This window comes from Micromonospora sp. CNB394, from assembly GCF_000374985.1.
GTDB lineage: Bacteria > Actinomycetota > Actinomycetes > Mycobacteriales > Micromonosporaceae > Micromonospora > Micromonospora marina.
This window is the reverse complement of the sequence record NZ_KB895825.1, coordinates 770,091-796,761: the sequence shown is the minus strand read 5'-3', so window position 1 is coordinate 796,761 and position 26,671 is coordinate 770,091. Positions and strand designations below refer to the sequence as shown.

General features: G+C 74.0%; 31 protein-coding genes. 20 read left to right on the top strand and 11 right to left on the bottom strand.

Annotated elements, in window-relative coordinates; genetic code table 11:
- The first annotated feature begins 153 nt into the window (after nt 1-153).
- The 6 genes from C569_RS32050 (at nt 154) to C569_RS0103755 (ending at nt 4,330) form a co-directional block, all read left to right on the top strand.
- Nucleotides 154-636, top strand: a complete 483-nt coding sequence (locus C569_RS32050; protein ID WP_018784495.1) for an endonuclease VII domain-containing protein — start codon at nt 154-156, stop codon at nt 634-636.
- Nucleotides 555-1,394, top strand: coding sequence for a proteasome subunit beta (gene prcB, locus C569_RS0103775; protein WP_026267670.1), 840 nt, complete (start codon nt 555-557; stop codon nt 1,392-1,394). The genes C569_RS32050 and prcB overlap by 82 nt, the downstream gene beginning before the upstream one ends.
- Before the next feature lie 54 nt (nt 1,395-1,448).
- A complete protein-coding gene (gene prcA, locus C569_RS0103770) occupies nt 1,449-2,282 on the top strand; it encodes a proteasome subunit alpha (RefSeq protein WP_018784493.1) in 834 nt (277 codons plus the stop codon).
- Between the two features lie 145 nt (nt 2,283-2,427).
- On the top strand, nt 2,428-3,786 hold the full coding sequence (gene pafA / locus C569_RS0103765) for a Pup--protein ligase (RefSeq protein WP_018784492.1): 1,359 nt from the start codon (nt 2,428-2,430) through the stop codon (nt 3,784-3,786).
- 59 nt (nt 3,787-3,845) lie between these two features.
- The gene (locus tag C569_RS0103760; RefSeq protein WP_026267669.1) at nt 3,846-4,064 is read left to right on the top strand and encodes a hypothetical protein; all 219 of its coding nucleotides are present in this window, start codon (nt 3,846-3,848) and stop codon (nt 4,062-4,064) included.
- Between the two features lie 32 nt (nt 4,065-4,096).
- The gene (locus tag C569_RS0103755) at nt 4,097-4,330 is read left to right on the top strand and encodes a hypothetical protein (RefSeq protein ID WP_018784490.1); all 234 of its coding nucleotides are present in this window, start codon (nt 4,097-4,099) and stop codon (nt 4,328-4,330) included.
- 11 nt (nt 4,331-4,341) lie between these two features.
- Here C569_RS0103755 and C569_RS0103750 read toward each other — a convergent pair whose 3' ends face one another.
- On the bottom strand, nt 4,342-5,427 hold the full coding sequence (locus C569_RS0103750; protein WP_018784489.1) for a DUF3866 family protein: 1,086 nt from the start codon (nt 5,425-5,427) through the stop codon (nt 4,342-4,344).
- A 389-nt stretch (nt 5,428-5,816) separates the two neighbouring features.
- Here C569_RS0103750 and C569_RS0103740 point away from each other — a divergent pair, with 389 nt between their 5' ends.
- The 5 genes from C569_RS0103740 to tatC all read left to right on the top strand — a co-directional run bounded on the left by C569_RS0103740 (nt 5,817) and on the right by tatC (nt 9,615).
- Nucleotides 5,817-6,815 carry a YafY family protein gene (locus tag C569_RS0103740; RefSeq protein WP_018784487.1) on the top strand — a complete coding sequence of 333 codons (999 nt, stop codon included), beginning with the start codon at nt 5,817-5,819 and terminating at the stop codon, nt 6,813-6,815.
- A complete protein-coding gene (locus C569_RS0103735; protein ID WP_018784486.1) occupies nt 6,812-7,819 on the top strand; it encodes a YafY family protein in 1,008 nt (335 codons plus the stop codon). Before C569_RS0103740 ends, C569_RS0103735 begins: the two co-directional genes overlap by 4 nt.
- A gap of 10 nt (nt 7,820-7,829) precedes the next feature.
- Nucleotides 7,830-8,078: a hypothetical protein gene (locus C569_RS0103730; RefSeq protein ID WP_018784485.1), complete on the top strand. Its 249-nt coding sequence runs from the start codon at nt 7,830-7,832 to the stop codon at nt 8,076-8,078.
- Nucleotides 8,079-8,295: 217 nt separating this feature from the next.
- Nucleotides 8,296-8,640 (top strand): Sec-independent protein translocase subunit TatA, encoded by a 345-nt coding sequence (gene tatA / locus C569_RS0103725; protein ID WP_026267668.1) that lies wholly within the window; start codon nt 8,296-8,298, stop codon nt 8,638-8,640.
- Between the two features lie 21 nt (nt 8,641-8,661).
- Nucleotides 8,662-9,615, top strand: a complete 954-nt coding sequence (tatC, locus tag C569_RS0103720; protein WP_018784483.1) for a twin-arginine translocase subunit TatC — start codon at nt 8,662-8,664, stop codon at nt 9,613-9,615.
- Between the two features lie 192 nt (nt 9,616-9,807).
- On the opposite strand, the gene C569_RS0103715 is transcribed toward tatC, so the two are convergent.
- A complete protein-coding gene (locus C569_RS0103715; RefSeq protein ID WP_026267667.1) occupies nt 9,808-10,692 on the bottom strand; it encodes an ABC transporter substrate-binding protein in 885 nt (294 codons plus the stop codon).
- Nucleotides 10,693-10,890: 198 nt separating this feature from the next.
- On the opposite strand from C569_RS0103715, the gene C569_RS0103710 reads away from it, so the two are divergent.
- Nucleotides 10,891-11,589, top strand: a complete 699-nt coding sequence (locus tag C569_RS0103710; RefSeq protein WP_018784481.1) for a hypothetical protein — start codon at nt 10,891-10,893, stop codon at nt 11,587-11,589.
- Between the two features lie 245 nt (nt 11,590-11,834).
- Nucleotides 11,835-12,761, top strand: coding sequence for a diacylglycerol kinase family protein (locus tag C569_RS0103705; RefSeq protein ID WP_018784480.1), 927 nt, complete (start codon nt 11,835-11,837; stop codon nt 12,759-12,761).
- On the opposite strand, the gene C569_RS29760 is transcribed toward C569_RS0103705, so the two are convergent.
- Nucleotides 12,724-13,689 (bottom strand): DMT family transporter, encoded by a 966-nt coding sequence (locus C569_RS29760; protein WP_018784479.1) that lies wholly within the window; start codon nt 13,687-13,689, stop codon nt 12,724-12,726. The two genes, C569_RS0103705 and C569_RS29760, sit on opposite strands and share 38 nt — an antisense overlap.
- A 59-nt stretch (nt 13,690-13,748) precedes the next feature.
- On the bottom strand, nt 13,749-14,513 hold the full coding sequence (locus C569_RS0103695) for an HAD-IA family hydrolase (protein ID WP_026267665.1): 765 nt from the start codon (nt 14,511-14,513) through the stop codon (nt 13,749-13,751).
- 85 nt (nt 14,514-14,598) lie between these two features.
- Here C569_RS0103695 and C569_RS0103690 point away from each other — a divergent pair, with 85 nt between their 5' ends.
- A complete protein-coding gene (locus tag C569_RS0103690; protein WP_018784477.1) occupies nt 14,599-17,379 on the top strand; it encodes an RNA helicase in 2,781 nt (926 codons plus the stop codon).
- 167 nt (nt 17,380-17,546) lie between these two features.
- A complete protein-coding gene (locus C569_RS0103685; RefSeq protein WP_018784476.1) occupies nt 17,547-18,434 on the top strand; it encodes an MHYT domain-containing protein in 888 nt (295 codons plus the stop codon).
- Between the two features lie 8 nt (nt 18,435-18,442).
- Here C569_RS0103685 and C569_RS0103680 read toward each other — a convergent pair whose 3' ends face one another.
- The gene (locus tag C569_RS0103680) at nt 18,443-19,366 is read right to left on the bottom strand and encodes a 5'-3' exonuclease (RefSeq protein ID WP_018784475.1); all 924 of its coding nucleotides are present in this window, start codon (nt 19,364-19,366) and stop codon (nt 18,443-18,445) included.
- Nucleotides 19,367-19,397: 31 nt separating this feature from the next.
- Here C569_RS0103680 and C569_RS0103675 point away from each other — a divergent pair, with 31 nt between their 5' ends.
- Nucleotides 19,398-19,529, top strand: a complete 132-nt coding sequence (locus C569_RS0103675) for a ribosomal protein bL36 (RefSeq protein WP_018784474.1) — start codon at nt 19,398-19,400, stop codon at nt 19,527-19,529.
- Here the strand turns inward: C569_RS0103675 and C569_RS0103670 are convergent.
- The 6 genes from C569_RS0103670 to C569_RS0103645 all read right to left on the bottom strand — a co-directional run bounded on the left by C569_RS0103670 (nt 19,489) and on the right by C569_RS0103645 (nt 22,804).
- Entirely contained in the window at nt 19,489-20,250 is a 762-nt protein-coding gene (locus C569_RS0103670; protein ID WP_018784473.1) for a glycosyltransferase family 2 protein, read from the bottom strand. The two genes, C569_RS0103675 and C569_RS0103670, sit on opposite strands and share 41 nt — an antisense overlap.
- A gap of 83 nt (nt 20,251-20,333) precedes the next feature.
- Nucleotides 20,334-20,972, bottom strand: a complete 639-nt coding sequence (locus tag C569_RS0103665) for a YdcF family protein (RefSeq protein ID WP_018784472.1) — start codon at nt 20,970-20,972, stop codon at nt 20,334-20,336.
- A gap of 295 nt (nt 20,973-21,267) precedes the next feature.
- Entirely contained in the window at nt 21,268-21,558 is a 291-nt protein-coding gene (locus C569_RS0103660) for a BON domain-containing protein (protein WP_018784471.1), read from the bottom strand.
- A complete protein-coding gene (locus tag C569_RS0103655; protein WP_018784470.1) occupies nt 21,552-22,118 on the bottom strand; it encodes an STAS domain-containing protein in 567 nt (188 codons plus the stop codon). The genes C569_RS0103660 and C569_RS0103655 overlap by 7 nt, the downstream gene beginning before the upstream one ends.
- On the bottom strand, nt 22,115-22,429 hold the full coding sequence (locus C569_RS0103650; RefSeq protein ID WP_026267664.1) for a GlsB/YeaQ/YmgE family stress response membrane protein: 315 nt from the start codon (nt 22,427-22,429) through the stop codon (nt 22,115-22,117). The genes C569_RS0103655 and C569_RS0103650 overlap by 4 nt, the downstream gene beginning before the upstream one ends.
- 9 nt (nt 22,430-22,438) lie before the next feature.
- Complete coding sequence (locus C569_RS0103645; protein ID WP_018784468.1) at nt 22,439-22,804, bottom strand: STAS domain-containing protein; 366 nt, start codon at nt 22,802-22,804, stop codon at nt 22,439-22,441.
- Between the two features lie 149 nt (nt 22,805-22,953).
- Between C569_RS0103645 and C569_RS0103640 the strand changes: the two genes are divergently transcribed.
- The 4 genes from C569_RS0103640 (at nt 22,954) to C569_RS0103625 (ending at nt 26,485) form a co-directional block, all read left to right on the top strand.
- The gene (locus C569_RS0103640; protein ID WP_018784467.1) at nt 22,954-23,628 is read left to right on the top strand and encodes a response regulator transcription factor; all 675 of its coding nucleotides are present in this window, start codon (nt 22,954-22,956) and stop codon (nt 23,626-23,628) included.
- Nucleotides 23,625-24,974: a cell wall metabolism sensor histidine kinase WalK gene (locus tag C569_RS0103635; RefSeq protein WP_018784466.1), complete on the top strand. Its 1,350-nt coding sequence runs from the start codon at nt 23,625-23,627 to the stop codon at nt 24,972-24,974. Before C569_RS0103640 ends, C569_RS0103635 begins: the two co-directional genes overlap by 4 nt.
- Complete coding sequence (locus C569_RS0103630) at nt 24,971-25,534, top strand: GerMN domain-containing protein (RefSeq protein WP_018784465.1); 564 nt, start codon at nt 24,971-24,973, stop codon at nt 25,532-25,534. The genes C569_RS0103635 and C569_RS0103630 overlap by 4 nt, the downstream gene beginning before the upstream one ends.
- 141 nt (nt 25,535-25,675) lie before the next feature.
- Complete coding sequence (locus C569_RS0103625) at nt 25,676-26,485, top strand: SigB/SigF/SigG family RNA polymerase sigma factor (protein ID WP_018784464.1); 810 nt, start codon at nt 25,676-25,678, stop codon at nt 26,483-26,485.
- The last annotated feature ends 186 nt before the right edge of the window (nt 26,486-26,671 follow it).

The window sequence follows — 26,671 nt, the reverse complement described above, 5'->3', positions numbered from 1 at the left end:
TGCCCCCAGTGTCGCCGCTCGCTTCCCGCGTCGGCGTTCCACCGTAATCGGCGTCGTCCAGACGGTCTGGCGTTCTACTGCAAGACGTGTGCCGCTGCTCGCTCAGAGGCGAGTCGTCGGAAACGTGGCATCGCGCCGCAGCGAAGGGCTGCCGTGCCGGTAGCGGACGGCCTCAAGTGGTGCCCCGACTGCGAGCAGATCAAGCCTGTCGACGATTTCCCCCGAACGACCAACGCCAGCGGCCGGCACAGCTACTGCAAGCCGTGCCACATCGCCCGTGGTAACGAGAGCAAGCAGCGGCTCTACGGTGGCGATCGCGAGTACCACCTGCGTCGCCGCTACGGGGTCGGGGAGAAGGAGTTCCAGGAACTCCTGGCCGAGCAGGGCGGCGTCTGCGCGATCTGTCGGCGCCCTGATCCGGAACATCTGGACCACGATCATCGCACCGGATGGGTGCGCGGGATACTCTGCTTCAACTGCAACGGTGGTCTTGGCCAGTTCAAGGACAACGCCGACGTCCTGGCCAGGGCGATCACGTACCTGAGAGGAACCACGTGGCAGCGGGTTTTGATCCATCCGGGCGTCTTCCAGATGTGTTCACCAACGCGGGGACGTCCTCCTTCACAGCGTTCCTGAGCAAGGTGGCCCCCGAGATGCTGCCCGGCCGTCGGCCGCTGCCGCCCGGCATGGCCGCCGAGATGGCCCCGCACGCGACCACCATCGTGGCCATCTCGGCCGCCGGTGGCGTGGTCATGGCCGGCGACCGGCGCGCCACGATGGGCAACCTGATCGCCCAGCGCGACATCGAGAAGGTGCACCCGGCCGACGCGTACTCGCTGGTCGGCATCGCGGGCACCGCGGGCATCGGCATCGAGCTGATGCGACTGTTCCAGGTGGAGCTGGAGCACTACGAGAAGATCGAGGGCGCGATGCTCTCGCTCGACGGCAAGGCCAACCGGCTGGCGTCGATGATCCGCGGCAACCTGGGCGCGGCCATGCAGGGCCTGGCGGTGATCCCGTTGTTCGCCGGGTTCGACCTGGCCGCGGGCGACCCGGCACGGGCCGGGCGCATCTTCAGCTTCGACGTGACCGGCGGCCCGTACGAGGAGACCGGTTACGACGCCATCGGCTCCGGTTCGCTGTTCGCCAAGTCCGCGCTGAAGAAGCGGTTCCGGGCCGGCCTGCCGGTCGAGGAGGCGACGCGGCTCGCGGTCGAGGCGCTGTACGACGCGGCGGACGACGACACCGCCACCGGCGGTCCCGACCTGACCCGGCGGATCTACCCGGTCGTGATGACCGCCACCGCCGAGGGCACCCACCGGCTCACCGACGCCGAGACGGCGGCGATCGCGGAGAGCGTGGTGTCCGGCCGGATGGAGAACCCCGGCGGCTGAGGCCGCTCCCACCGTCCACCGAGTCAGCAGTCCCGCAGAAGGAGAACCGCCGCCGTGGCCATGCAGTTCTACGCCTCGCCCGAGCAGATCATGCGCGACCGCTCCGAGCTGGCCCGCAAGGGCATCGCCCGGGGCCGCAGCGCGGTGGTCCTGAGCTACGCGGGCGGGGTGCTCTTCGTCGCCGAGAACCTGTCCAGCACGCTGCACAAGGTCAGCGAGATCTACGATCGGATCGGCTTCGCCGCTGTCGGCCGGTACAACGAGTTCGAGAACCTGCGCCGCGCGGGCGTGCGGATGGCCGACCTCAACGGGCTCAGCTACGACCGGCGGGACGTGACCGGCCTGGCGCTCGCGAACGCGTACGCGCAGACGCTCGGCGCGATCTTCACGGAGCAGTCGAAGCCGTTCGAGGTGGAGATCTGCGTGGCCGAGGTGGGTGCCACGGCCGAGGACGACTCCCTCTACCGGGTGACCTACGACGGCTCGGTGAACGACGAGCCGGGCCGGATGGCGATGGGCGGCCAGGCCGAGGCGATCAGCGGGGTGCTGAAGAACGAGCACCGGCCGGAGATGTCGCTGTCGGAGGCGGTCCGTGCCGCGGTGAAGGCGCTGAGCAGCGTCGGCGGCGAGGGCGGGGCGGCCCGCACGATCGCCGCGAACCAGCTGGAGGTGGCGGTCCTGGACCGGGGCCGGGTGGGGCGTACGTTCCGGCGGGTGACCGGCGCGGCGCTGACCGCGCTGCTGGAGGGCGACGCCGGGGCCGACACGGCGCCCGCGCCGGGCCGGGCGAAGACGCCGACGGTGCCGACGGAGGAGGCGAAGAAGCCGACCACGTCGGCGGGTTCGGCCGATCTGGAGGGCAACGCGGAGGACAAGCCAGCCGAGTGACGTTCGTCTGCGGACCCCGCCACCTCGCCGAGGTGGCGGGGTCTTCCGTGTACGGATGCCGCCACCTTGCCGATCTGCGGGGGAGATCGCAAGCGGCGAGCGTCGGCGCTGCCCATCGGAGGCTCCGGGCGGCTAGTGTCTCATCATGGAGCGGCGAATCTTCGGCCTCGAAACCGAGTACGGCGTCACCTGCACCTATCGCGGGCAACGCCGACTGTCCCCCGACGAGGTCGCGCGGTACCTGTTCCGGCGGGTGGTGTCGTGGGGCCGGTCGAGCAACGTGTTCCTGCGCAACGGCGCCCGCCTCTATCTCGACGTCGGTTCGCACCCCGAGTACGCGACTCCGGAGTGCGACTCGGTGACCGACCTGGTGGCGCACGACCGGGCCGGTGAGCGGATCCTGGAGGGGCTGCTCGTCGACGCGGAGAAGCGGCTGCACGACGAGGGCATCGCGGGCGAGATCTACCTGTTCAAGAACAACACCGACTCGGCCGGCAACTCGTACGGCTGCCACGAGAACTACCTGGTGTCCCGGCACGGCGAGTTCGGCCGGCTCGCCGACGTGCTCATCCCGTTCCTGGTCACCCGGCAGCTCATCTGCGGCGCGGGCAAGGTGCTGCAGACGCCGCGGGGCGCGGTCTACTGCCTGTCCCAGCGGGCCGAGCACATCTGGGAGGGCGTCTCGTCGGCGACCACCCGGAGCCGGCCGATCATCAACACCCGGGACGAGCCGCACGCGGACGCCGAGCGCTACCGCCGGCTGCACGTGATCGTCGGCGACTCGAACATGAACGAGGTCACCACGCTGCTGAAGGTCGGCACCGCCGACATCGTGCTGCGGATGATCGAGGCCGGCGTGGTGATGCGCGACCTGACGCTGGAGAACCCGATCCGGGCCATCCGCGAGGTGTCGCACGACATCACCGGCCGGCGCAAGGTGCGGCTGGCCTCCGGCAAGGAGGTCTCGGCGCTGGAGATCCAGCAGGAATACCTGGCCAAGGCGACGGAGTTCGTGGAGCGCCGGGGCGGTGACCAGACCGCGAAGCGGGTGGTCGACCTGTGGGGCCGGGTGCTGCGCGCGGTCGAGACCGGCGACCTGGACCCGGTGGCCCGTGAGATCGACTGGGTCACCAAGCTGAAGCTGATCGAGCGCTACCAGCGCAAGCACGACCTGCCGCTGTCGCACCCGCGGGTGGCGCAGATGGACCTTGCCTACCACGACCTGCGACGTGGGCGCGGCCTGTACGGGCTGCTGGAGCGCCGCCGCGAGGTCGACCGGGTGGCCACCGACCCGGAGATCTTCGAGGCGAAGGAGATACCGCCGCAGACGACCCGGGCGCGGTTGCGCGGCGAGTTCATCCGCCACGCCCAGGAGAAGCGGCGCGACTTCACCGTGGACTGGGTGCACCTGAAGCTGAACGACCAGGCACAGCGCACGGTGCTGTGCAAGGACCCGTTCCGGGCCTACGACGAGCGGGTGGAACGGCTGATCGCCAGCATGTGATCGTGCCGGCGGCCGGTGCCCGGCACCGGCCGCCGGTCCACGGGTACGCTGGCGTCGCGATGAACACTTCCGAATCCGCCGGTGGGCCCGGCCGCGAGACGTCCTCGGACCGTGACGGCACCGAGAAGCTCAACTGGATCGATCGCCGGCGGGAGAAGATCCGGGCCGAGATCGAACGCAACAGGCGCGGCGACTACACGGTGCCGACCTGGGTGCTGGCGGCGGCGTTGGCGCTGATCGTGGGCGCCTGGCTGGCGTTGATCCTGTTCCTCGGCTGAAGGTCTCCGGTCGGTTCAGTCGTACGGCCAGTATGGAAAGACCGGGCGGGGCCCTGGTTCTTCCGGCGAAGCGGCTGGGTGAGCTGGCGGAGGTGCTGCTGCGCGCTCCTCATTCCACGCTGACGCCGGGCGAGCGGGAGCTGATCGCCGTGTTCTGCACGTTCAACCGCTACGTCGACGGGCTGGGCACCTGGACGCCGCGCGATCCCGAGGCGTACGCGCGAGCCGCCGGCCACCTCGTCGCGGACGGTTACCCGCCGGTCTGACGGCGGCGCGGTCAGCCGAGCAGGCCGGCGGCGTACCGGCCGGCGGCGGCCGCGGCGAGGAAGTAGGCGTGGTCGGCGTCCAGGCCCCGGCCCATCGTGGACAGGCCGACCGGGGTGGCGCGCAGCGCCGCGTCCAGGCCGTCGGTGGGCACTGTGACGATCCGGTGCCGGTCGGCCAGCGGCGCCAGCGCCGCGGCGACCTCCGCGGCCAGGCCGGGGGCGAGACCGTCCGGCACCACCAGCTCCGCGGGGGCCAGCGCGACCCGGCCGTACGCGGTCAGGCTGTGGTGGGAGACGCCGCGGTGCCGGGGGCGGGCGTCGGCGTCGGAGATGCGCAGCGAGCCGACCGGACGCCCGCCCAGCGCGGCGACCGCGTTCACGGCCTCGCCGACGGCGACGCCGGAGAAGCCCCAGCGGGTGCCGGTGCCGAGGTTGCCCGGCCCCTGGGCCACGATCGTCAGGTCCGCGTCGAGCACGTGCCGGGCGGCGAGCAGGCCGGTGTGCAGCGTGCTCGCCTCCAGGTCACCGCCGAACGCCTGGCCGACGCTCACCGTGCCGACGAGGTGCCCGGCCAGCCCGGCCAGGGTGCGGGAGAACCAGGCCGGCAGCGCCCCGCCGTCGGTCAGCACGTACGCGACCCGCGCGGCGGGGGCGTCGGCGCGTACGCCGGCCAGGATCGCCGGCAGCGCCGAGTGCAGGTCGGCGGTGACCACCGGCATGCCGTCGACGGTGTCGGCGGCGGCCAGCCGGTCGTGGTGCGGTGACGCCTCCTCGTCCACGCCGAGCAGGATCGGTTGCAGCGGCGTGTAGCGGGCTTTGACCAGGTGCCCGGCGTCACGGCTGTCGCCGGCCTGCGGCGGGTCCGGGGGCAGGCGGTCGGGCAGCGCCACGACCAGCGCGTAGCCGCCGGTGCCGAGGCCCATCAGCAGTGCCCCGGCGTTGAGCAGCACCCGGTCGCCGGGTTCGGGCTCGCCGACCAGCGCCGGGTAGGCCAGGGCGCGCATGCGGGCGCCGTCGGGCAGGTCGACGTCGAGTTCGGCAGCGCCGGCCCACCGTCGCCGTACCGCCGTGACCGTGCCGGACCGCCATCGCACCATGCGGTGCACGGTATCGGCCGCCGCCGGGACGGCCCCCGGGCGGGTCAGGGGTTCCGGTGGTCAGCGCGGCGCTGTCCTCCAGGAAGACCGCCTTGACGGTGGTGGCGGCGGTCAGGCGCAGGTACTCGCCGCTGTGCTCGTGCACCGGGATGGTGGTGACGCCGTGCGTGACGGCGAAGCCCGCCACGAGGCCCGCGACCAGTTTGGCGACGGCGATGGGGAGGCTCGCCGCGCCGGCCACCACGACCGTGCCGACGCTCGCGGTCCTGACCTCCGGTTCCGCCGCGCGATCACCCTGTGACCGGTCGATGCCCGCCGCCGGGTCGAAGACCCCCGCGCCGCGCCGCGCGGGTGCCCGCGCCCGACGCGCGGGCTGCTAGCGTTTGGGCGTGTCCCGGACCCGTACCGAACGCCTGGTCAACCTGGTGATCTGCCTGCTGTCGACGCGACGCTTCCTGACCGCCGCGCAGATCGCCGCGACCGTGCCCGGTTACGAGCACGACCCGGACGACGCCAAGGACCACGAGGCGTTCCAGCGCAAGTTCGAGCGCGACAAGGCCGAGCTGCGTGAGCTGGGTGTGCCGCTGGAGACCGGCACGGCGAGCGTCTTCGACGCCGAGCCGGGCTACCGGATCGCGCCGCGCGCGTACGCGTTGCCCGACATCCCGCTCGAACCGGACGAGGCCGCCGCCGTGGGTATCGCCGCCCGGTTGTGGCAGCACGCCGGGCTGGCCGCCGCCGCGTCGTCGGGGCTGGCGAAGCTGCGCGCCGCCGGCATCGACGTCGATCCGCAGGCCACGCTGGGCCTGGAGCCGATGGTGACGGTCGATCCGGCGTTCGCGCCGCTCACCGCCGCCGCCCGGGACCGGCGCGAGGTCAGCTTCGACTACCGCGTCCCGGACCGGGACGCGCCCACCCGCCGCCGGGTGCAACCGTGGGGCGTGGTCTGCTGGCGCGGCCGGTGGTACGTGGTCGGCCACGACCTGGACCGGGCGGCGACCCGCTGCTTCCGGCTGTCCCGGGTGGTCGGCACGGTCCGGTCGACCGGCGAGCCGGGCGCCTACGAGCCGCCCGCCGGGGTCGACCTGATCAGCCATGTGGCCCGCTGGTCCGGGCCGGTGGAGCACACCGGCCGGGCCACGGTGCTGGCCACGCCGGGCCGCGCGGCCGGGCTGCGCCGCTGGGCCGTCGAGTGCCAGGCCGGTCCGGGCGGCGACCGGCTGGTGCTGCCGTACGCCGACGCCGACTCCCTGGCCGGCCAGATCGTCGGGTACGGCCCGGACGTCCGCGTCCTGGAGCCACCGGAGGTGCGGGAGGCGGTCATCCAGCGGCTCAAGGAGGTCGCGGCCCGCCACGACGAGCTCGCGGTGACCGGGGGTGCCCGGTGACCCGCCCGGCGGCCCGCGCGGGCCGTGCCTCCGCCGACCGGCTGGCCCGGTTGCTCAACCTGGTGCCCTACCTGCTGGCCCGTCCCGGCATCGAGATCGCCGAGGCGGCGCACGACCTCGGGGTGACCGAGAAGCAGCTCCGGGAGGACCTGGAACTGCTCTGGGTGTGCGGGCTGCCCGGCTACGGTCCCGGCGACCTGATCGACATGGCGTTCGACGGCGACCGGGTGACGATCACCTACGACGCCGGGATCGACCGCCCGCTGCGGCTCACCCCGGACGAGGCCCTGGCCCTGGTGGTGGCGTTGCGGATGCTCGCGGAGACGCCGGGCGTGGCGAACCGGGAAGCGGTCGAGCGGGCCCTCGCCAAGATCGAGAACGCCGCGGGTGACCTGGCGGGAGCGCCGGTCGAGGTCCGCCTGCCCGGCGACTCCGCACGGGTACGCGAACTGCGCGCCGCCGTCGAGCGCGGCCGGGCGCTGCGGATCACCTACTACACCCCGGCCCGGGACGAGACCACCGAACGCACCATCGACCCGCTGCGGATGCTGATGGTCGGCGGCCGGGCGTACGTGGAGGCGTGGTGCCGCCGCGCCGAGGCGGTGCGGCTGTTCCGGGCCGACCGGATCGACGCGGTGACCGAGCTGCCGGAGCAGGCTGTGGTGCCGCCGCAGGCCCGCCCGCACGATCTCCGCGACGGCGTGTTCCGCCCGTCGGCCGACCTGCCGCTGATCACGCTGCGGATCGGCCGGGGCGAGCGGTGGATCACCGAATACTATCCGTGCGAGCGGGTCGAGGCCGACGGCGAGCAGTGGCTGGTGTCGCTGCGCGTCACCGACCTCGGGTGGGCCCGGCGGTTCGTGCTCGGGCTGGGCCCGGAGGTGACGGTGGTGGCCCCGGCCGAGCTGGCCGAGCAGGTCCGCGCCCAGGCCGTGGCCGCGCTCGACGCGTACGCCACCCCGGCCGGCAGCGCCGATCCGGCAGCCGTCGGCGGCACCCGTTAGGCTGACCGCCGTGGTGACGTGGATCGTGCTCGGGGTCGTGGTGTTCGCGCTGGTCGTACTGGCCCTGGCGGTCCGGCCGGTGGTGAGCCGCCTGCCCGGGCTGCGCCGGTCCGCGCTGGCGTTGCAGCGCCGGGCGGCCGAGGCCGAGTCGCTGCGGTCGGCCGCCGAGCAGTTGCAGGCGCGGGCCGAGGCGCTCCAGGAGCGGGCGGCGCTCGCGCAGGAGCGGATCACGTTGATCAAGGCCAGGCGCGGGGACTGATCGACGCCGGTCGTCCCGGTGAGCGTCGGCTGCGCGTTCCCGGGCGGTTACGCGCAGAAATGCGCGGACCTGGACGGTTGACGGGACACTTCGGGTTGGTCGAAACTTCACCGATCGGGCCCGCACCGGCAGGCCCGCAGGGGTGGCAAGCCGCTGCGACACACGTACGATGGGCGACGACCCACCCCTCACCGACACAGAGCGACTGGAGCTTCCCATGGGTGCCCTCAGACCGTGGCACATCGCCGTACTCGTGGTCGTGCTGATCCTGCTGTTCGGCGCGAAGCGGCTCCCCGACGCGGCCCGCTCACTGGGCCGCTCGCTGCGGATCATCAAGGCCGAGACCAAGAGCCTGCACGACGACGACCGCGACCTCGCCGAGAAGGCGGACGCGCAGGCCGGTTACCAGCCGCTCCAGCCGCAGCAGCCGGTGCAGGGGCAGCCGTACGTGCAGCAGCCGTACCCCCAGCAGCAGTACGCCCAGCAGCAGCCGTACGCGCCGCAGCCGCAGCAGCCCGTGGCCCCGCCGGCCGACCCGGTGCAGCGCGTCCGCGAGAACTGATCCGAGAGGGCCCCAATCACCGTGGCCTTCGGGTTGAAGAAGCGCGGCCCGAGCAGTTTCGCGCGCGCGGCCGACGGCTCGATGACGCTCATCGAGCACATCCGTGAACTGCGCAACCGGCTGTTCCGGGCGTCGCTGGCGATCCTTGTCGGTTTCGGCTTCGGCATCTGGCTGGCCGAGCCGGTCCGGGTGCTGCTGTCGAAGCCCTACTGCGACCTGCCGCAGTCGTACGACGCGGCGACCGGCAAGTGCAAGTTCGTGCAGCTCGGTGTCGCCGACGTCTTCCTGCTGAACCTCAAGATCGGCCTCTGGGTGGGCCTGATCATCGCGGCGCCGATCTGGCTCTACCAGCTCTGGGCGTTCATCGCGCCCGGCCTGCACCGGCACGAGCGGCGGTACGCGTACGTCTTCACCGCGCTCGCGGCCCCGCTGTTCGCGGCCGGCGCGGTGCTGGCGTTCTTCGTCACCACCAAGGGACTGGAGTTCCTCCTCGACATCTCCGGCGACGACATCGCGACGAACCTCGAGGTGACCCGGTACATCTCGTTCGTCACGAATCTCATCCTGCTGTTCGGGGTGGCGTTCGAGTTCCCGCTGATCGTGCTGATGCTCAACTTCGTCGGTCTGGCCAGCGCCAAGCGGCTGCTCAGCTGGTGGCGGGTGGCGGTGTTCGTGTTCTTCGCGTTCGCCGCCGTGGTCACGCCGACACCGGACCCGTTCGGCATGAGCGCGCTGGCGATCTGCCTCTGCGCGCTCTACTTCGCCGCGGTGGGGGTGGCGTTCCTCAACGACAAGCGGCGCGGTCGCGGCCGTGAGGTGTACGCCGGCATCGCCGACGACGAGGTGTCACCGCTTGACCTGCCGAACGAGCCGGTGCCTGCGGGCAGCCGGATCGAGGCGTCCGGGCCGATCGACGCGCCCGAGCCGATCGTCGCCCCGAAGCCGATCGAGCGCCGTTACGACGACATGACCTGACCGAACCCGCGCACCCCCGGACGCCGTCCCCGCCTCCCGGGGGCGGCGTCCGCGTCTCCGCCGCCGCCCCCATCCCACGTCGATCTTGGACTTTGTGCCCCTCCAGTGCCCGATATCCGCTCTTTGTCGGGGCCGAAGCTGCAAGATCGCGGCGGGCAGGCGGGCAGGCGGGCAGGCGGGCGGGGCGGGGGGTCAGGTGATGCGGCGGGCGGCTTCGGGGTGGGGTGGGGGGACCGCGCCGGGGTGCAGGATCGCGGCTGCCGTCTCGGCGCCGTCGACCAGGCGCGGGCCGGCGCGCACGATCAGCCCGTCCGCGTCCAGCGCCCACACCTGCGCCTGCGGGAAGTGCCCGGCCACCGCGGCGGCCTGTTCGGCCGCGCCGTCGAGACGGAACCCGCACGGCGCGACCAGCACCACCTCGGGGCGGGCGGCCCGCAGGGCCTCCCAGGTGGTCGGCGTGGACCGGGCGCCGCGATGGGTGGCCACCGGCTCGCCGCCGGCGACGTCGACGAGGTCCGGGATCCAGTGCCCGGCGCCGAACGGCGGGTCCACCCACTCGACCACCGCGACCCGGGGCCGGGGTCGGCCCGCCACCGCCGCGCCGACCGCCGCGAGCCGGGCACGCAGGCCGTCGACCAGCGCCTCCGCACGATCCGGCACCCGGGCCGCCGCGCCCACCGCGCGGATCGACTCCAGCACGTCGTCCAGGGTGTACGGGTCGAGCGACAGCACGTCGGCCCGGCATCCCAGATGGTCCACGGCGTCGGCGACCCGGCCCGAGGGCAGTGCGCAGACGCGGCACAGGTCCTGGGTGAGGATCAGGTCCGGATCGAGTCCGGCCAGCGCGCCAGCGTGCAGCGTGTAGAGGTCGGCACCGGCCGCGACCTGCGACCGGACGTACGCGTCGATGTCGCCGGGACTCATGCCCCGGGTGTCCCGGCCGCCGACGACCACTGTGGTGCCCGACCGGTAGCGTGCGGGTACCTCGCACTCGAAGGTGACGCCGACCAGGTCGTCGCCGAGGCCGAGTGCGTACGCGATCTCGGTGGCGGAGGGGAGCAGGGAGACCAGCCGCATGCCCGCCATCATGCCCCTCGCGTGGACCGCCGCGTCCCGGGGCCGGCCCGGAACGGACATCGGGTCGCCCTCGGGCCTTGCCGGGACGCCGTACCCGCTTAGACTCTGCTGACTCCGCCGAGCCCCCCGGGCGGTATGCCGGGGTGCGTCGGCGTCCCGTTCCGGTCAGCCCGTCTGACCTGCGCTCCGGAGAGCCCGATGAAGAGCCGTACCGCCGCCGTCCTGACCGTCCTCTGCGCGGCCACCGCGCTCACCGCCTGCGGTGACGACGAGCCCGCGCCGAAAGGACAGCAGGTGCCGGTGACCGCCACCGACACCAGCTGCGAGGTCACCACCACGCTGTTCACCCCGGGTACCGTCACGTTCACCGTGACCAACCGGGGTCAGCAGGCCACCGGGGTCTACGTCTACGGCCGGGAGGGCGACGCCTTCACCAAGGTGATCGCCGAGGTGGCGGACGTGCCGGCGGGCCGCACCGGAGACCTGCGCGCGTCGCTGCAGACCGGCACCTACGAGGTGGCCTGCAAGCCCGGCCGGCAGGGCGACGGTGTCCGGACCACGATCACCGTCTCCGACGACGGCAACCTCGCCAGCGCCGCGGCCGAGGTGGCCTACGACCGGTCGGTGACGATCGAGCTGACCAGCGACGCGCTGACCGGCGCGGACGCGCTGATCGCCGAGCCCGGCGAGAAGCTCGCGTTCAAGGTGACGAACAAGACCGCCGGGGCCCGGACGCTGTACGTGCTCAACCCCGAGGGCAAGCGGGTCGCCGAGATGAAGGCCGAGGCCAACGGCACCGCCGAGACGGTGGTGACGCTGGGCGCGGCGGGCGAGTGGTCGCTGAAGGTCAAGGGCGACGGCGTGGCGTCGGTGAGCAAGCCGCTGGTGGTGCGCTGAGGCGCGGGGAACGCCGACCCGAAGTCGGTCGATCCGGGTGCATCCACCGGGGACGGTCGGGGCGAAGCAATGGTCGTGACCACAGTCACGGACCTGGTCGCTTCGTGAACCGGGTGCTGCGCCCGATCGACCTCCCCTGAACCACCCCGCCACGGCGTCCGGCACCCCTGCCGGGCGCCGTCGGCGTGTGCCGCCCGCCCGCGGCGCGACCTGGCTCTGGTGGGCGGCGCGAGCCGTGCCGTACGGTGCTCGCCGTGACCGCGCACGATCATGTCCCGCCCGGCCCCGTCGCCGTGCTCGCCAACCCGACCGCGGGCCGGGGGCGGCACCGCGGTCTGCTGCCCGGGATCCTTCAGCGCCTCGCCGGAGCGGGCCGTCCGGTCGAGCTGCTGCGCGCGCGTACCCCCGAGGAGGCGGAGGCGGCGTGCCACGCCGCGGTCGCCGGCGGCGCCGGGGCGCTCGTCGCGGTCGGCGGCGACGGCACGGTGCACCGGGCGATGCAGGCGGTAGCCGGCACGGCCGTGGCGTTCGGGCCGGTCCCGGCGGGCACCGGCAACGACTTCGCGGTGGAGACCGGCTTCCCGGCCGACCCGATCGCCGCCGTCGACGTGATCACCGCGGCGCTCGCCGCCGGCCGCGCCCGCCCGGTCGACCTGGCCCAGCTGTCCCGGCCCGGGGAGACGGACCGCTGGTTCGGCGCGGTGCTCGCGGCCGGTTTCGACGCGATCGTCAACGAACGCGCCAACCGGATGCGCTGGCCGCGCGGCCCGCGCCGGTACGACCTGGCGATCGTGGTGGAACTGGCCCGGCTGCGGCCCCGCCGCTACCGGCTGGTCCTCGACGGGGTAACGCAGGAGATCGACGCGGTGCTGGTCGCGGTGGGCAACACGGCCAGCTACGGCGGCGGCATGCGGATCTGCCCGGACGCCGACCCGCACGACGGCCTGCTCGACGTGGTGGTCGGCGGCCGGTTCGACAGGCGCACCCTGATGCGGGTCAAGCCGCAGATCTACCAGGGCACCCACGTCACGCACCCGCTGGTGCGCGTCTACCGCACGCGGACGGTGGAGCTGTCCGCCGAGGGCATCACCGCGTACGCCGACGGGGAGCGCTCCTTCGACCTGCCGGTGACCGTCACCGCCGTGCCGGCGGCGCTGCGGCTGCTGCGCTGACCGCCGGGTCCTCGGCACCCGGCGGGCCGATTCCGGGCGGCGCGGGCGGCGCGGGAGAAGACGGCGGCGCGGCGGCGCGGACCGCGCCCGCGCTCGCGGCGACCACCAGTCCGATGGCGAGCATCTCGACCGGGCGCAGCGCCTGGCCGAGTACCAGCCAGCCGGCCACCGCGGCGATCGCCGGACCGAGACTCATCATCACCGCGAACGTCGCGGTCGGCAGCCGCCGCAGCGCGGCCAGTTCCAGGCTGTATGGCAGCACCGAGGCGAGCAGCGCCAGCCCGGTACCGAGCCCCAGCACCACCGGATCGGCCAGGCGACCACCCCCGTCGGCCAGCCCGAACGGCAGGGTGAGCAGCGCGGCGACGGTCAGCGCGAGCGCCAGCCCGTCGGCGCCGGGGAACCGCGCGCCGATCCGCGCCGAGCAGACGATGTACGCGGCCCACATGGCACCCGCCGTCAGCGCCAGCGCGGCACCGGCCGGGTCGAGCCGGTCGAACCCGCCCTGTCCGAGCAGGACCACCCCGGCCAGCGCCAGCGCGGCCCAGCACCAGGCGGCCGGCCGACGCGCGGCGACCACTGACAGCGCCAGCGGGCCGAGCACCTCCAGCGTGACGGCCGGGCCGAGCGGGATCCGCTCGATCGCCTGGTAGAAGATCGAGTTCATGCCGGCCAGGGCCAGCCCGAACGCCAGCACGGCGGCCCAGTCGCGGCGCCCGTACCCGCGTACCCGGGGCCGGCAGACCACGAGCATCAGCAGCGCGCCGACGGTCAGCCGCAGCGTCACCGCCCCGGCCACCCCGGTCCGCGGGAACAGCAGCGCGGCCAGCGCGGAGCCGAACTGCACCGACAGCGCCCCACCGAGCACCAGCGCGACCCCGCCGAGCCGTCCCGGCGCACGCTGCGGCAAGGGGTGGGCACCGGTCATGCCCCTGACGGTAGCCGGTGGACCGGGACGGGTCCGCGCCGCTCACCCCGGCCCAGCGGTCAGGCGGCCCCGGCCAGGTCCAGCACCGCGCCGAGCCCGTTCGCGCGGCCCGCGTCGGCGCAGGGCAGCACCAGCACCCCGCACCCGGCGGCCACCGCGCCCGCGTCGGCCGGTGTGTCGCCCACCATGAGCGTGCGCTCCGGGTCGACGCCGAGCATCCCGCAGGCCCGCAGGAAGATGCCCGGGTCCGGCTTGCAGCGCCCCACCTCGTACGACAGCACGTACGCGTCGACGAGCGCGTCGAGGTCCCAGGCGGCGAACAGCGGCCGCAGGTCGAAGCCGATGTTGCTGACCACCGCCACCTTGACCCCGGCGGACCGCAGCGCGCCCAGCACCGGCGCGGTGTCCGGGTAGGGCACCCAGCCCTCGGGCACCAGCACCCGCTCGTAGAGCGCGTCGGCGAACCCGTCGATGCCGGTGTCCACGGTCTCGGCCAGCCCGGTGTACGCGCCCCGGTGCGCGTGCGGGTAGAGGTCACGGTCGGCCCACAGCTCGGCCAGCCGGGGCGGCACCCGTGCCGGCAGCGGGCCACCGGCGCGCCCGGCGGTGAGCAGCCGGTCGGCCAGCGACGTGGCCCGGATCCGGTCCAGCTCGACGCCGCAGGCGGACGCGGCGGCGATCACCCAGGCCAGTGGCTCCTCCACCTGGGCGAGGGTGCCGTGGAAGTCGAAGAGCACCGCCTCCACGGGCCGGCGGGACGGGCCCGGGCGGACGGCGTCGTCGGCGCCGCTCGAGACGTGGGGCAGTTCGGTACGGTCCGGCACGTCGTGCACCCTACCGACCGCTCCGATCGTCCTGCCGGATGGCCTTGACCGGTACTCGTCGGCGGCACCGATTAATCTTGGAACCATGTCGAGCCCCGCCGAGCGGTACGCCGCGGCGCGCCGCCGGGCCGCGCAGGCCTTCGCCTTCCCGGCCCTGGACGAATTCTCGCTGGATCTCGGGTTCGATCTTGACGACTTCCAGCGCGAGGCGTGCGAGGCGCTGGAGCGGGGCAGCGGCGTGCTGGTCTGCGCGCCCACCGGCGCCGGGAAGACCGTGGTGGGCGAGTTCGCGGTGCACCTGGCGCTGCGCGGCCGGCCCGGCGGCGACGCGCCCGCGACCCGGCGCAAGTGCTTCTACACCACGCCGATCAAGGCGCTGTCCAACCAGAAGTACCACGACCTGGTGGACCGCTACGGCGCCGCGCAGGTCGGCCTGCTGACCGGTGACAACGCGATAAACGGCGACGCGCCCGTGGTGGTGATGACCACCGAGGTGCTGCGCAACATGCTCTACGCCGGCTCGGCCACCCTCGAAGGCCTGGCGTACGTGGTCATGGACGAGGTCCACTACCTGGCCGACCGGTTCCGCGGCGGGGTCTGGGAAGAGGTGATCATCCACCTGCCCGAGTCGGTCACGCTCGTGTCGCTGTCGGCCACCGTCTCCAACGCCGAGGAGTTCGCCGACTGGCTGGTCACCGTACGCGGCGAGACCGCCGTGGTGGTCTCCGAGCACCGGCCGGTGCCGCTGTGGCAGCACATGCTCGTCGGCAAACGGATGTTCGACCTGTTCCACGACGCCGACGCCGCCCGCAAGCACGACGTCCATCCCGAGTTGCTGCGCTACACCCGGGACACGATGCGCCGGCTGGAGCTGGGCGAGGGCCGCAGCGCCGGCCCCGGCGGCGGACGGCGCGGCCCGCGCTGGCGCGGCCCGATGCGCCCGGACGTCGTCGACCGGCTCGACCGGGAGGGGCTGCTCCCGGCCATCCTGTTCATCTTCAGCCGGGCCGGCTGCGACGCCGCCGTGCAGCAGTGCCTGGCCGCCGGGCTGCGACTCACCTCCCCGGACGAGCGTGCCGAGATCCGCCGGGTGGTGGAGTCCAAGGTCACCGCCATCCCCGGCGAGGACCTGTCGGTGCTCGGCTACTGGGAGTGGCTCGACGGCCTGGAGCGCGGCCTCGCCGCGCACCACGCCGGCATGCTCCCGGCGTTCAAGGAGGTCGTCGAGGAGCTGTTCGTCCGCGGGCTGGTCAAGGCCGTCTTCGCCACCGAGACGCTCGCGCTGGGCATCAACATGCCGGCCCGCTGCGTGGTGCTGGAACGTCTGGTCAAGTTCAACGGTGAGGCCCACGTCGACCTCACCCCCGGCGAGTACACCCAGCTCACCGGCCGGGCCGGCCGCCGGGGCATCGACGTGGAGGGCCACGCGGTCGTCGTCTGGTCGCCGGAGACCGATCCCCGGCACGTCGCCGGGCTCGCCTCCACCCGCACCTATCCGCTGCGCTCCAGCTTCCGGCCGTCGTACAACATGGCCGTCAACCTGGTCGGCAGCGTCGGCGCGGCGCCGGCCCGGGAGCTGCTCGAGTCCTCGTTCGCGCAGTTCCAGGCCGACCGGTCGGTGGTCGGCCTGGCCCGGCAGGTGCAGCGCAACACCGAGACCATCGACGCGTACGGCGCGGAGGCCGCCTGCCACCACGGCGACTTCGACGAGTACTTCGCGCTGCGGGTGGCGATCGCCGACCGGGAACGCGCCATCGCCCGGCAGGGGCAGACCCAGCGCAAGGCGGCGGCCGTCGCCTCGCTGGAGCGGCTGCGGGTCGGTGACGTGATCCGGGTGCCGTCCGGGCGGCGGGCCGGCCTGGCGGTGGTGCTGGACCCGGCCACCGGCGGTTTCGGCGAGCCCCGGCCGCTGGTCCTGACCCAGGACCGCTGGGCCGGGCGGGTCACCCCTGGTGACTTCACCACCCCGGCCGAGGTGCTCACCCGCATCCGGGTGCCGAAGCACTTCAACCACCGCTCACCCGCGGCCCGGCGGGATCTGGCCGCCGCGGTCAGCGGCACCGGCCTGGACCGGCACGGTGGCCGGCGGGGTGGCCGGTCCCGTCAGGCGGTGGGGGAGGACCACCGGCTCAGCCAGCTCCGCGTCGAGCTGCGCGCCCACCCGTGTCATGCCTGCCCGGACCGGGAGGAGCACGCCCGCTGGGCGGAGCGGCGGCGCCGGCTGGAACGCGACACCGAGGAGCTGCGCCAGCGGGTGTCCGGGCGGACCGGCTCGCTGGCCCGTACCTTCGACCGGATCGTCGCGTTGCTGACGGCGCGCGGCTACCTGGCCGCCGACGGCGAGGTCACCGACGCCGGGCGGATGCTGGCACGGATCTGGACCGAGGCCGACCTGCTGGTGGCCGAGTGCCTGCGCCGCCGGGTGTGGGACGGCCTGTCCCCGGCCGAGCTGGCCGCCGCCGTGTCGGTGGTGGTCTTCGAGGCGCGCCGCGACGTCGACGAGCGGGCGTCGCTGCCGCGCGGCGGGGTGGCCGACGCGGTCGACGCGACGCTCGAGTTGTGGGGCGACATCGAGGCGGACGAGGCGGCGCGCGGCCTGGCCGTGACCCGGGAGCCCGATCTCGGCTTCGCCTGGCCGATCTACCGGTGGGCGCGCGGCGAGGCGTTGGCGAAGGTGCTGGCCAGCGGCCACCAGATCGACGGGGAGATGCCGGCGGGCGACTTCGTCCGCTGGGCGCGCCAGGTGGTCGACCTGCTCGGGCAGATCGCCGACTCGGGTGGCGCCACGGCCGAGCTGCGCGGCACCGCCCGGCAGACCATCGCGGCGGTCAACCGGGGCGTACTGGCCTACCACGCCTCCGCCTGACGGTCACTTTCGGTCACCACTTGCCGGAAATCGACGCACCGCTGCGTCACGGCGCTGCCACCGGATGAATTATCGGGGGGCCGATGTGTGCCCTGGTCAGGGCCTGTCCCATCATTGCCGGGGGCGCGCCGTGGGGCGCCCTCCGGTCGATGGTGAGGGAAGGCGTCGTGGGCGAGATCAATCACTTTGAGTACGGGTGGATCACACCGGCTCTCAGCTACGCGCTGTCGGTGCTCGGCTCGGCGCTCGGGCTGGTCTGCGCCGGGCGGATCCGGACCGCCACCAGCGGCGGTCAGCGCGCCTGGTGGGGCCTGCTCGCCGCGTGGGCGCTGGGCGGTACGGCCATCTGGGCCATGCACTTCATGGCGATGCTGGGCTTCGCCGTCGGCGGCACCCGGATCCGTTACGACGTGCCGCTGACGGCCGCCAGCACGGCGATCGCGGTGGCCGCGGTGGGCATCGGGCTGGCCATCGTGGGCACCGGCCGGCTGGCCGCGCCGCGGCTGCTGGTCGGCGGGTCCTTCACCGGCGCCGGGGTGGCCGCCATGCACTACACCGGCATGGCCGCCATGCGCCTGGACGGCTCGCTCGGCTACGACCCGCTACGGGTCACGCTGTCGGTGGTCATCGCGATCGTGGCCGCCACCGTGGCGCTCTGGCTGGCGATGACCGTCCGGCGAGGGCTCGCCATCGCCGCGTCGGCGCTGGTCATGGGCATCGCGGTCAACGGCATGCACTTCACCGGCATGAGCGCGCTGTCGGTGCACCTGCACGAGGGCAGCGGCCCGGTCTCCGGCACCGAGGTCAGTGGCCTGCTGGTGCCGATCGTGCTGGCAGTGGTCTTCGGCGTGGTCGGCCTGGTCTACGCGCTGCTCGCCGCGCCGTCGGACGACGACCGCGCCGGGGCCGCGTACGTCAGCTCGCGGCTCGACGTGGCGCCGCAGACGGTGGCCGCCGAACCCGCGCCGGACCCGGTCGGCCTGCGGGCCCGCTCGACGCTGGCGCAGCCCGGCGCGCCGTTCCCGTCCCGCCGGAGCACCGACCGCCCTTCGTGATCAACTGATCACGATCGGTCGCCCGCCAGCGCGTCGACCAGGCGGCGGCACGAGCCGGCCAGGTTCCAGCGCTGCGCCAGCTCCAGCAGCCGGTCCGGGTCGGCGGGGGACGTGGGCAGCGCCGGGTCCAGCTCGGGCAGCGGCACGTCGGTGGCGACCCGGACCACCTTCGGCGCCACGGCCAGGTAGTCGCGGGCGGCGTCCAGCTTCGCCCGCAGCCCCGGCGCGAAACCGGAGCGGGGGTCGTCGAGCGCGGCCAGGATGCCGTCCAGCCCGCCGTAGCGGTCGATCAGCCGGGCGGCGGTCTTCTCACCGACCCCTGCCACGCCGGGCAGCCCGTCGCTGGGGTCGCCGCGCAGCGCCGCGAAGTCGGCGTACCGGTCGGCCGGTACGCCGTAGCGGGCGCGGACCGCCGTATCGTCGCAGTCGTCCAGCTTGGCCACGCCCCGGCCGACGTAGAGCAGGCGCACCGGGTGCGCGTCGTCGACGAGCTGGAACAGGTCGCGGTCGCCGGAGACCACCTCGACCGGGCCCGGCTGGGTCGCCGCGAGCGTGCCGAGCACGTCGTCGGCCTCGTAGCCGGTGGCCCCCACCGCCGGGATGCCGAGCGCGTCCAGCACCTCAAGGATCATCGGCACCTGCGGGGACAGCGTGTCCGGCACGACCTCGCCGCCCTCGGGCGCGACCCGGTGCGCCTTGTACGACGGCAGCAGCTCGACCCGCCAGGCCGGGCGCCAGTCGTGGTCGAGCGCGCAGATCATGCGGCCGGGCCGGCGGGTGCGTACGAGCTGGGCGAGCATGTCGAGGAACCCGCGTACGGCGTTCACCGGCTGGCCGTCGCCGGTCTTCGCGGCCGACTCGGGAATGCCGAAGTAGGCGCGGAAGTAGAGGCTGGGGGAGTCGATCAGAAGGATCGGCTGTCGATGTGCCACGCGGACAAGCCTTCCACAGCCCGGTGACGAGATGGGGGAGGCGACCGCCGGACCGTCCCTGCGCGGGCTCAAGCGCAAGGCCGGCCCGATCGTGGTCCGGCGCCGGGGCGAGCCGTTCGTCCTCAACGAGTCCGACCAGCGGCGAAAGGCCCGGCAGGGCTGAGCCCGATGGCCGGTACCTCGTCCACCTCGGAGCGCCCGGTCGCGCGCGCGACGGCGGAGGCGGCCAGCGGCCGGTAGATCCGCACCGAGTCGGCGAGCGCCGAGAAGTGCGATCCCGAGTTGTCGCCGTGGTACCGGGTGACGATGTCCACCTGCTCGACCGGCAGCCCGGCGCGCACCATCCGCAGCAGCACCGTCATCTCGTACTCGAAGCGGTCGCCAGGGATCGTGGTGAGCCAGCCGAGCAGCGCGGCCGGGTAGGCGCGCAGCCCGGTCTGGGTGTCCCGGACGTCCCGGCCGGTCACCAGCCGGAACGCCACCCGGGTCGCCGCGTTGCCGAACCTGCTGCGCGCCGGGACCTCGCCGTCGAACTCGCGGACGCCGAGCGCCGGCGCCCCGGTGGCGCGCATCCGGTCCACCACGCGGCACACGTCGGGCACGCCGTGCTGGCCGTCGGCGTCCACACAGACCACGTCGCGTCCGGGGTGGCGCGTCGAGGCGTACCGGAAGCCGGTGCGCAGCACCACGCCCTTGCCCCGGTTGACCCGGCGGCGCAGCACCGTCGCGCCCCGGTCGCGGGCCGCGCGCAGCACCCCGGCGGCGGACGGGCCGCTGCCGTCGTCGACGACGAGCACGTCCGCGCCGGGCAGCGCCGCGCGCAGGTCGCCGACCAGCGGCGGCAGCCGGTCACCCGGTCGGTACACCGGCACGAGCACGATCACGGAACCTCCCGGGTGGACTCGCCCGCCGGTACGGCCCGCCGGGTCGATCGAGGACGCTCGTACCCCCGGTGCGCGGCGGTGAATCACCGGCGGGGCGTGAGGCGTCCGATCCGGTCGGCCGCGCGGGTCAGCGCGCGCTCGCGGCGCAGCGACGCCTCCGGGGTGCGCACACCGAGGAAGCCGATCCGGCTGAACGCCCGCGCGGCCCGCTCCCGCCGCACGGGCACCGGGTCGGGCGAGGTCACCGGCACGTCGGCCAGCGCCGGGCCGGACAGGCCGAGCACGCGCGCGGCGAGCAGCCGGACGCGGGGCAGGTGCCACGGGTGGGAGACCAGCCCGAGCGGGCGCTGCGCGGTGAACTCCGCCGTGTCGAGGAGCCCGTCCTGGACGGTGTGCGCGAGGTTCTGCACCGTGGTGCGGGAGCGGGTCTCGGCGGCCGACCGGGCGTACGTGTCGAGCCCGGCCGCGCGTGCGAGGGCCCGCATCAGTTCCGCCTCGCGGTATCCGGCGGGCGGGGCGGGCGCGCCGGCCGGGCCGTGCGGCCAGCCGCCGGTGAACACCACCCGGGCGCCGGGCGCGCGGCGGAACGCCTCGGCGTGCGCGCGGACGTAGGCCACCGCCGCCTCGGTGCGTGCGACGCTCTCCGTGGTGAGCCGGTAGCCGTCCGCGCCGGCCACCACCCCACGGCCGAAGACCAGCAGCACGGTGGCGGGAGGCGTCATCCCTTCACGGTACGGGCCGGATCACCCGTCGTCCGGCGGCCAGGGCGGGGCGCAGTTGCTCACCGGGTCGCCGAGGTTGCGTACCGCCACTGTCGCGGTGAAGCCGCCTTCCGACCGCGCCGCCGACGAGCAGGTGCCGGTGGGGAGTCGAGAACATGCGGGAAGGTCCCGTCGTCTGGATGGTGACCGGACGGTGCCCGTCGTGAACCTGCCCGGAAAGCCCGGCGCTGCGGTCTGGGAGGCGCTCCCACGGCTGGGCGTGGAGGCGGATGCCGGTGCGTGCGACAGCGGCCGCTCAGCGGCCGCCGCGCCGTCCGCCGTAGAGCCGCAGTGCGTTGCAGACGTCGAACACGCCCGGCACGTCCCAGGCCAGCTCGGCCGCGACCAGGCGCGTCGCCGGGTCGGCCACCAGGCCGGCGAGGATGACCACGCGGTTCTGCACCGTCACGGTGATCTGCTGCCGGCGGGTGGTCCAGTCGGCGCTGAGCCGCTGCGCGACGAGCGATGCGAGCCGGGTGTCCGCGTCGTCGGGCTCCGGTCCGTCGCCGGTATACGGGAACTCGGGGTACGGCCAGGGCATCACCACGGGGAGGGCTCCTTCTGTTCGGTCAGGACCGGTTGCCGGGACGCGGGGCCCGGCACCGGGACGCGGCCGTCGACGACGGTGAAGACGCCGTCGAGCCGCATGGTGTGCAGCACGGTGAGCACGAACCGCGACGGGGACATCAGGCACAGTTGCCGGCCGTCGCGGCGGGCGTCCTGGTGGGCGCGCACCAGCAGGCTGAGCCCGGCGGAGTCGATCACCTCCAGGCGGGACAGGTCGACCAGTTCCATGTCGTCGCCCAGGGAACGCTCGTCGAGAGCGCGGCGGACCGCGGTGGCCGGGTCGGCGTCGTGGGCGGCCGGGGTGCCGGCGACCTGTTCCAGGTCGTCCAGGCCCAGGCCGTCGTCGGCGATGGCCGCTCGGGTGCTGCACCGCGGGCAGTGATGCGGTCCGGACGCGAACGGCGAGCCGACCCAGTCGTGCTCGAACACGAGCGTCCACACCACCTCCGCGTCGGGCAGCGTGGCGCCCGTGCCGGTGACGCTGTCGCCGCAGCCGTCGCAGATGAGCATCATGAGGTGGTCGGTGGGTACGACGGTCACACCTCCTCCTTCCCCCGGCCGCCCGTACCGGGCGGCGTCTGCCCCTCCGCCTCCGGCCGGCCGGCGGCGACCACCGCCAGCACGACCGCCACGGCGGCGAAGCCGGTCTGCACCACCAGCGGCAGCACGGGCGATCCGTCGGTGCGGTGGTCCACCAGCCCGACCACGATTGCGCCGAGCAGCGCGGACGCCACGCCGAGCGCGAGTGTCAGCCACACCGGGACGGCCTTGCGCCCCGGCAGGACGAGCCGTCCCAGCCCGCCGACGGCCAGACCCACCACGAGCGCTCCGACGAGCGTGCTGCTGGTCACCACTCCTCCTCAGCGTGCTGCGGACGCGACCCGGGCCCGGCCGCGCGCGGCCGGTCGGGGCGTGTCGACGACGGGTACGGCGCCGAGCCCGGAGTTCTCCAGGATGCGCCGGATCCGCGGATGTGGGTTGCTCAGCGTGAGCAGGCCGCCCTGTCGCGCCAGCCGGCGGTGCACGTCCAGCAGCAGCGAGACGGCGGCGGCGTCCACATGCCGGCACCCGGCGAGGTCGATGGTCAGCTCGCGGGGCCGGAGGGCGAGGATGCGGTCCAGCACGTGGGCGACCTCGGGCAGCCCGGTGAGGTCCAGCTCGTCGCTGATGTCCACGCGCACGTGCGGCACGGCGGACTCCGGCGGGGACGGCAGGCTGGCAGGCATCGGGTCGCTTCCGTGGTGGGATCGGGTCAGACCCCACTCTGCGCAGGGATCTTGGAGGTCACCGGACGGTTGTATGACGGTTCGATGACAAAAGCCACGAACGGCCCACGCGACTGGGCGACCCGTGCCGGGCCCGTCATGATGCCCATATGACGGCCGTACTGGTGATCGAGGACGACGACCGCATCCGGCTCGCGCTGCAGCTCGCCCTCGAGGAGGAGGGCTACGAGGCGTACGGCGCGCCGACCGCCGAGGACGGCCTGCGCCGGCAGCGGGAGAAGCCGGCGGACTACGTGCTCGTCGACCTGATGCTGCCCGGCATGAACGGGTTCGACTGCATCCGTCAGCTGCGCCGCGACGACGACGTGCCGGTCGTGGTGATCAGCGCCCGCGACGACACCCACGACATCGTCGCCGCGCTGGAGGCGGGCGCCGACGACTACGTGGTCAAGCCGGTCGCGATCAAGGAGCTGTCCGCCCGGCTGAGGGCGCTGCGCCGGCGCGTACGCACGGTGGCCGGCCCGGTGCCCGCCCAGTTCTTCGGCGACCTGGAGATCAGTGCGGAGGCCGGCGAGGTGCGCCGCTCGGGACAGCCGGTGCAGGTCACCCGCACCGAATTCCGGCTGCTCTGCGAGCTGGCCGAGCACGCCGGCCGGGTGCTGTCGCGCCAGCAGCTGCTCAGCCGGGTCTGGGGCTACGAGACCGGCGACGAGCGGCTCGTCGACGTGCACGTGGGCCGGCTCCGGCAGAAGATCGAATCCGATCCGGCCAATCCACGCCACCTGGTCACGCTGCGCGGCCTCGGCTACAAGCTCCAGCGATGACCCGGCCCGGCCTGCGCGCCCGGGTCACCGCGGCGTTCGCCGTCGGGGCGTTGCTGCTGTCCGCGCTGATGGCCCTCTTCTCGTACGACCTGACCCGGCGCTCGCTGCTCGACGAGCGGGAGCGCACCGCGGTTCGGGCCGCCTACTACGACGCCGCAGTGGTCCGCTCCGGCCTGGACACCGGCGCCCCGGACGTGGTGGCCGTGCTGCGCTCGCTCGACACCGGCAGCGCCCGCCGCCCGCTGCTGCACCTGCCCGACGGCTGGTACGCCCGCACCGCCGACGTGGGCGCCAGCTCGGTGCCGGTGGAGTTGCAGCGGATGGTGGCCGACGGCAAGCCCGCGGTGCAGCGGATCCGGCTCGACGGGCAGCCCGCGCTGCTGGTCGGCGTGCCGCTGCCCGGCGCGCTCGGCTACTACGAGCTGACCTCGCTGCGGGAGGTCGAGGAGACGTTCCAGGTGGTGGGGCTGGCGCTGATCGCCGTGGCGATCATGGTGGCCGGGGCGGGCGCGGCGCTGGGCTGGTACGCCACCCGGCACAGCCTGCGGCCGCTCACAGCGGTCGCCGACGCGGCGGAACGGATCGCGGCCGGCGACTTCGCCACCCGGCTCGACCCGACCACCGATCCCGACCTCACCCGCCTGTCCAGTTCGTTCAACGAGATGGTCGACAAACTGGTGCGCCATATCGAGCGGGACCGTCGCTTCGCCGCCGACGTGAGCCACGAGCTGCGCTCGCCGTTGCAGACCCTGGCCGCCGCCGCGAGCGTGCTCAACCGGCGCCGGGAGCACCAGGACGAACGCACCGCCACCGCGGCGGGCCTGGTCGCCGACGAGGTCACCCGGTTCCAGCGCCTGGTCGACGACCTCATCCAGCTGGCCCGCACCGAGCAGCCGGCGCACCGCGAGACGGTCGACGTGGCGGAGCTGGCTCGTACCGTCTGCCGGGAGCGGTCACTGCCGGAGAGCCTGGTGACGGTGGACGGCGACGCCCCGCGCCTGTGGTGGGTCGACCGGCGCCGGTTCGCCCAGACGCTGCTGAACCTGTTGGAGAACGCCGACCGGTACGGCGGCGGGCCGGTCGCGGTGCGCCTCGGCGGGCGTGCCGGGGTGGGTGTGCTGGAGGTCGACGACGACGGCCCGGGCGTGCCGCCCGGTGACCGCGAGATCATTTTCGACCGGTTCGTCAGGGGGCGGGCGGCGCACGACCGGGCCGGTACCGACGGCACCGGCCTCGGGCTCGCGCTGGTGGCGCAGCACGCCGCCGCGCACGGCGGTACGGCTGCGGTGCTGGACCGCGAGCCCGGCGCCCGGTTCCGGGTCGAGCTGCCCGGAGCGCTGCGATGAGCCGCCGGCGGCTCCTGCCGGGCCTGCTCGCAGTGGTGCTGCTGGCCGGCTGCGGGGTGCCGGTGGACGAGGAGCCCCGCCTGGTGCAGACGCCTCCGGGCGCTTTCCCGACGCCGACCGTCTCCTCGACCGCCGACGGGGACGGGCGGGTGGACGAGCCGTTCTGCTTCGTCCGCGACAACGGGCTGGTCGTGGTCGAGCGCCGGGTGAACGGGCTGCCGGGGGTGGACGCGCACCTCCAGCACCTGCTGGCCGGGCCGGACGGCGGCGAGCGCAGTCGGGGGCTGGCCACGGCTCTGCCCGGCACGGTGGCGGTGGCCGGGGCGACGCTCGACGGCACGCTGGCCACCGTCGACGTGCGCCAGGCCGGGGAGGAGACCGGCCGCAACGACGAAGTGCTTGCCTTCGGGCAGATCGTGTGCAGCCTCACGCAGCGGCCCGACGTGTACAGCGTGGCGTTCCGCCGGGACGGGCAGCCGCTGGAGGTGCCACGCGCGGACGGGAGCCTCTCCGCGCTGCCGCTCACGGCGGCCGACTACCGCCCCCTGTTACCTCGCTGACGGTCTTCCCAGCGGCAGTGTCCGCTTATGACCCGAAATCTCCATCGTCCTTTCGGTTGATTTGGCGGTGGACTTTGGTCTAGTGTGGCTGGCACGACCGGTGTGGGAGGCCACCCGTTCTCCGAGGACAGGAAGGGCAGCATGACCACGATGACCATGGGATCGACCGCCACCGAGGTGCACCGCGCGCCGCAGACCGGTGAGGAGTCCCGCGCCAGCGAGCTGATCGCGGCGCTCGCCGCACTGCCCGCCGACCACCCGCAGCGGGCCGCCCTGCGCAACCAGGTCATCGAGGCGTGGCTGCCGCTGGCGAACCACCTGGCCGCCCGCTACAGCGGTCGCGGCGAGCCGGCCGGCGACCTGGCCCAGACCGCGGCGCTCGGGCTGATCAAGGCCGTCGACCGGTTCGACGCCTCGCGCGGCGTCGACTTCGCCGGCTTCGCCATCCCGACCATCCTCGGCGAGATCAAGCGGCACTTCCGCGACCGCACCTGGAACATCCGGGTTCCGCGCCGCCTCCAGGAGCTGCGGCTGCGCATCTCCGAGGCCAACAGCACGCTGACCCAGACGCTCAACCGGGCTCCGACCGTCGCCGACATCGCCGCCCACCTCGACGTCACCGAGGAAGAGGTGCTGGAGGGCCTGGAGGGTGCCCGCGCGTACAACGCGGTCTCGCTGTCCACCCCGATCGGCGACGGCGACAGCGCCACCGAGCTGGGCGACACGCTCGGCACCGAGGACAACGAGTACGAGCTGGCCGAGCTGCGCGCCTCGCTCGGCCCGGCGCTCGCCACGCTCGACGAGCGCGAGCAGAAGATCCTCACGCTGCGCTTCTACGGCAACCTGACCCAGAGCGAGATCGCCGCCCGGGTCGGTGTCTCCCAGATGCACGTGTCCCGGCTGCTCGCCCGCGCGCTGACCAAGCTGCGCGGCCAGCTCACCGAGGCCTGACCGACCCCGAACGCGACCCCCGCCGGCCCGTCCGGCGGGGGTCGCGTCGTGTCACCAGCGCGAGGGCGGGGCGGCGGCACCACCGGCGATCGGTCGTCGCAGGTGACGGTGTTCGGCAGCAGCCACGGCGCCAGCCAGCCGCCGTCGTTGCCGCCGAGGTCGGTCAGGCCGAACTCCGATCCGCGG

Coding starts and splice junctions, on each gene's coding strand:
- pafA (WP_018784492.1), top strand. CDS start 2,428: ATGGAGCGGCGAATCTTCGGCCTCGAAACCGAGTACGGCGTCACCTGC.
- C569_RS0103760 (WP_026267669.1), top strand. CDS start 3,846: ATGAACACTTCCGAATCCGCCGGTGGGCCCGGCCGCGAGACGTCCTCG.
- C569_RS0103755 (WP_018784490.1), top strand. CDS start 4,097: ATGGAAAGACCGGGCGGGGCCCTGGTTCTTCCGGCGAAGCGGCTGGGT.
- C569_RS0103750 (WP_018784489.1), bottom strand. CDS start 5,427: ATGGTGCGATGGCGGTCCGGCACGGTCACGGCGGTACGGCGACGGTGG.
- tatA (WP_026267668.1), top strand. CDS start 8,296: ATGGGTGCCCTCAGACCGTGGCACATCGCCGTACTCGTGGTCGTGCTG.
- C569_RS0103715 (WP_026267667.1), bottom strand. CDS start 10,692: ATGCGGCTGGTCTCCCTGCTCCCCTCCGCCACCGAGATCGCGTACGCA.
- C569_RS0103710 (WP_018784481.1), top strand. CDS start 10,891: ATGAAGAGCCGTACCGCCGCCGTCCTGACCGTCCTCTGCGCGGCCACC.
- C569_RS29760 (WP_018784479.1), bottom strand. CDS start 13,689: ATGACCGGTGCCCACCCCTTGCCGCAGCGTGCGCCGGGACGGCTCGGC.
- C569_RS0103690 (WP_018784477.1), top strand. CDS start 14,599: ATGTCGAGCCCCGCCGAGCGGTACGCCGCGGCGCGCCGCCGGGCCGCG.
- C569_RS0103675 (WP_018784474.1), top strand. CDS start 19,398: ATGGGGGAGGCGACCGCCGGACCGTCCCTGCGCGGGCTCAAGCGCAAG.
- C569_RS0103665 (WP_018784472.1), bottom strand. CDS start 20,972: ATGACGCCTCCCGCCACCGTGCTGCTGGTCTTCGGCCGTGGGGTGGTG.
- C569_RS0103645 (WP_018784468.1), bottom strand. CDS start 22,804: ATGCCTGCCAGCCTGCCGTCCCCGCCGGAGTCCGCCGTGCCGCACGTG.
- C569_RS0103640 (WP_018784467.1), top strand. CDS start 22,954: ATGACGGCCGTACTGGTGATCGAGGACGACGACCGCATCCGGCTCGCG.
- C569_RS0103635 (WP_018784466.1), top strand. CDS start 23,625: ATGACCCGGCCCGGCCTGCGCGCCCGGGTCACCGCGGCGTTCGCCGTC.
- C569_RS0103630 (WP_018784465.1), top strand. CDS start 24,971: ATGAGCCGCCGGCGGCTCCTGCCGGGCCTGCTCGCAGTGGTGCTGCTG.
- C569_RS0103625 (WP_018784464.1), top strand. CDS start 25,676: ATGACCACGATGACCATGGGATCGACCGCCACCGAGGTGCACCGCGCG.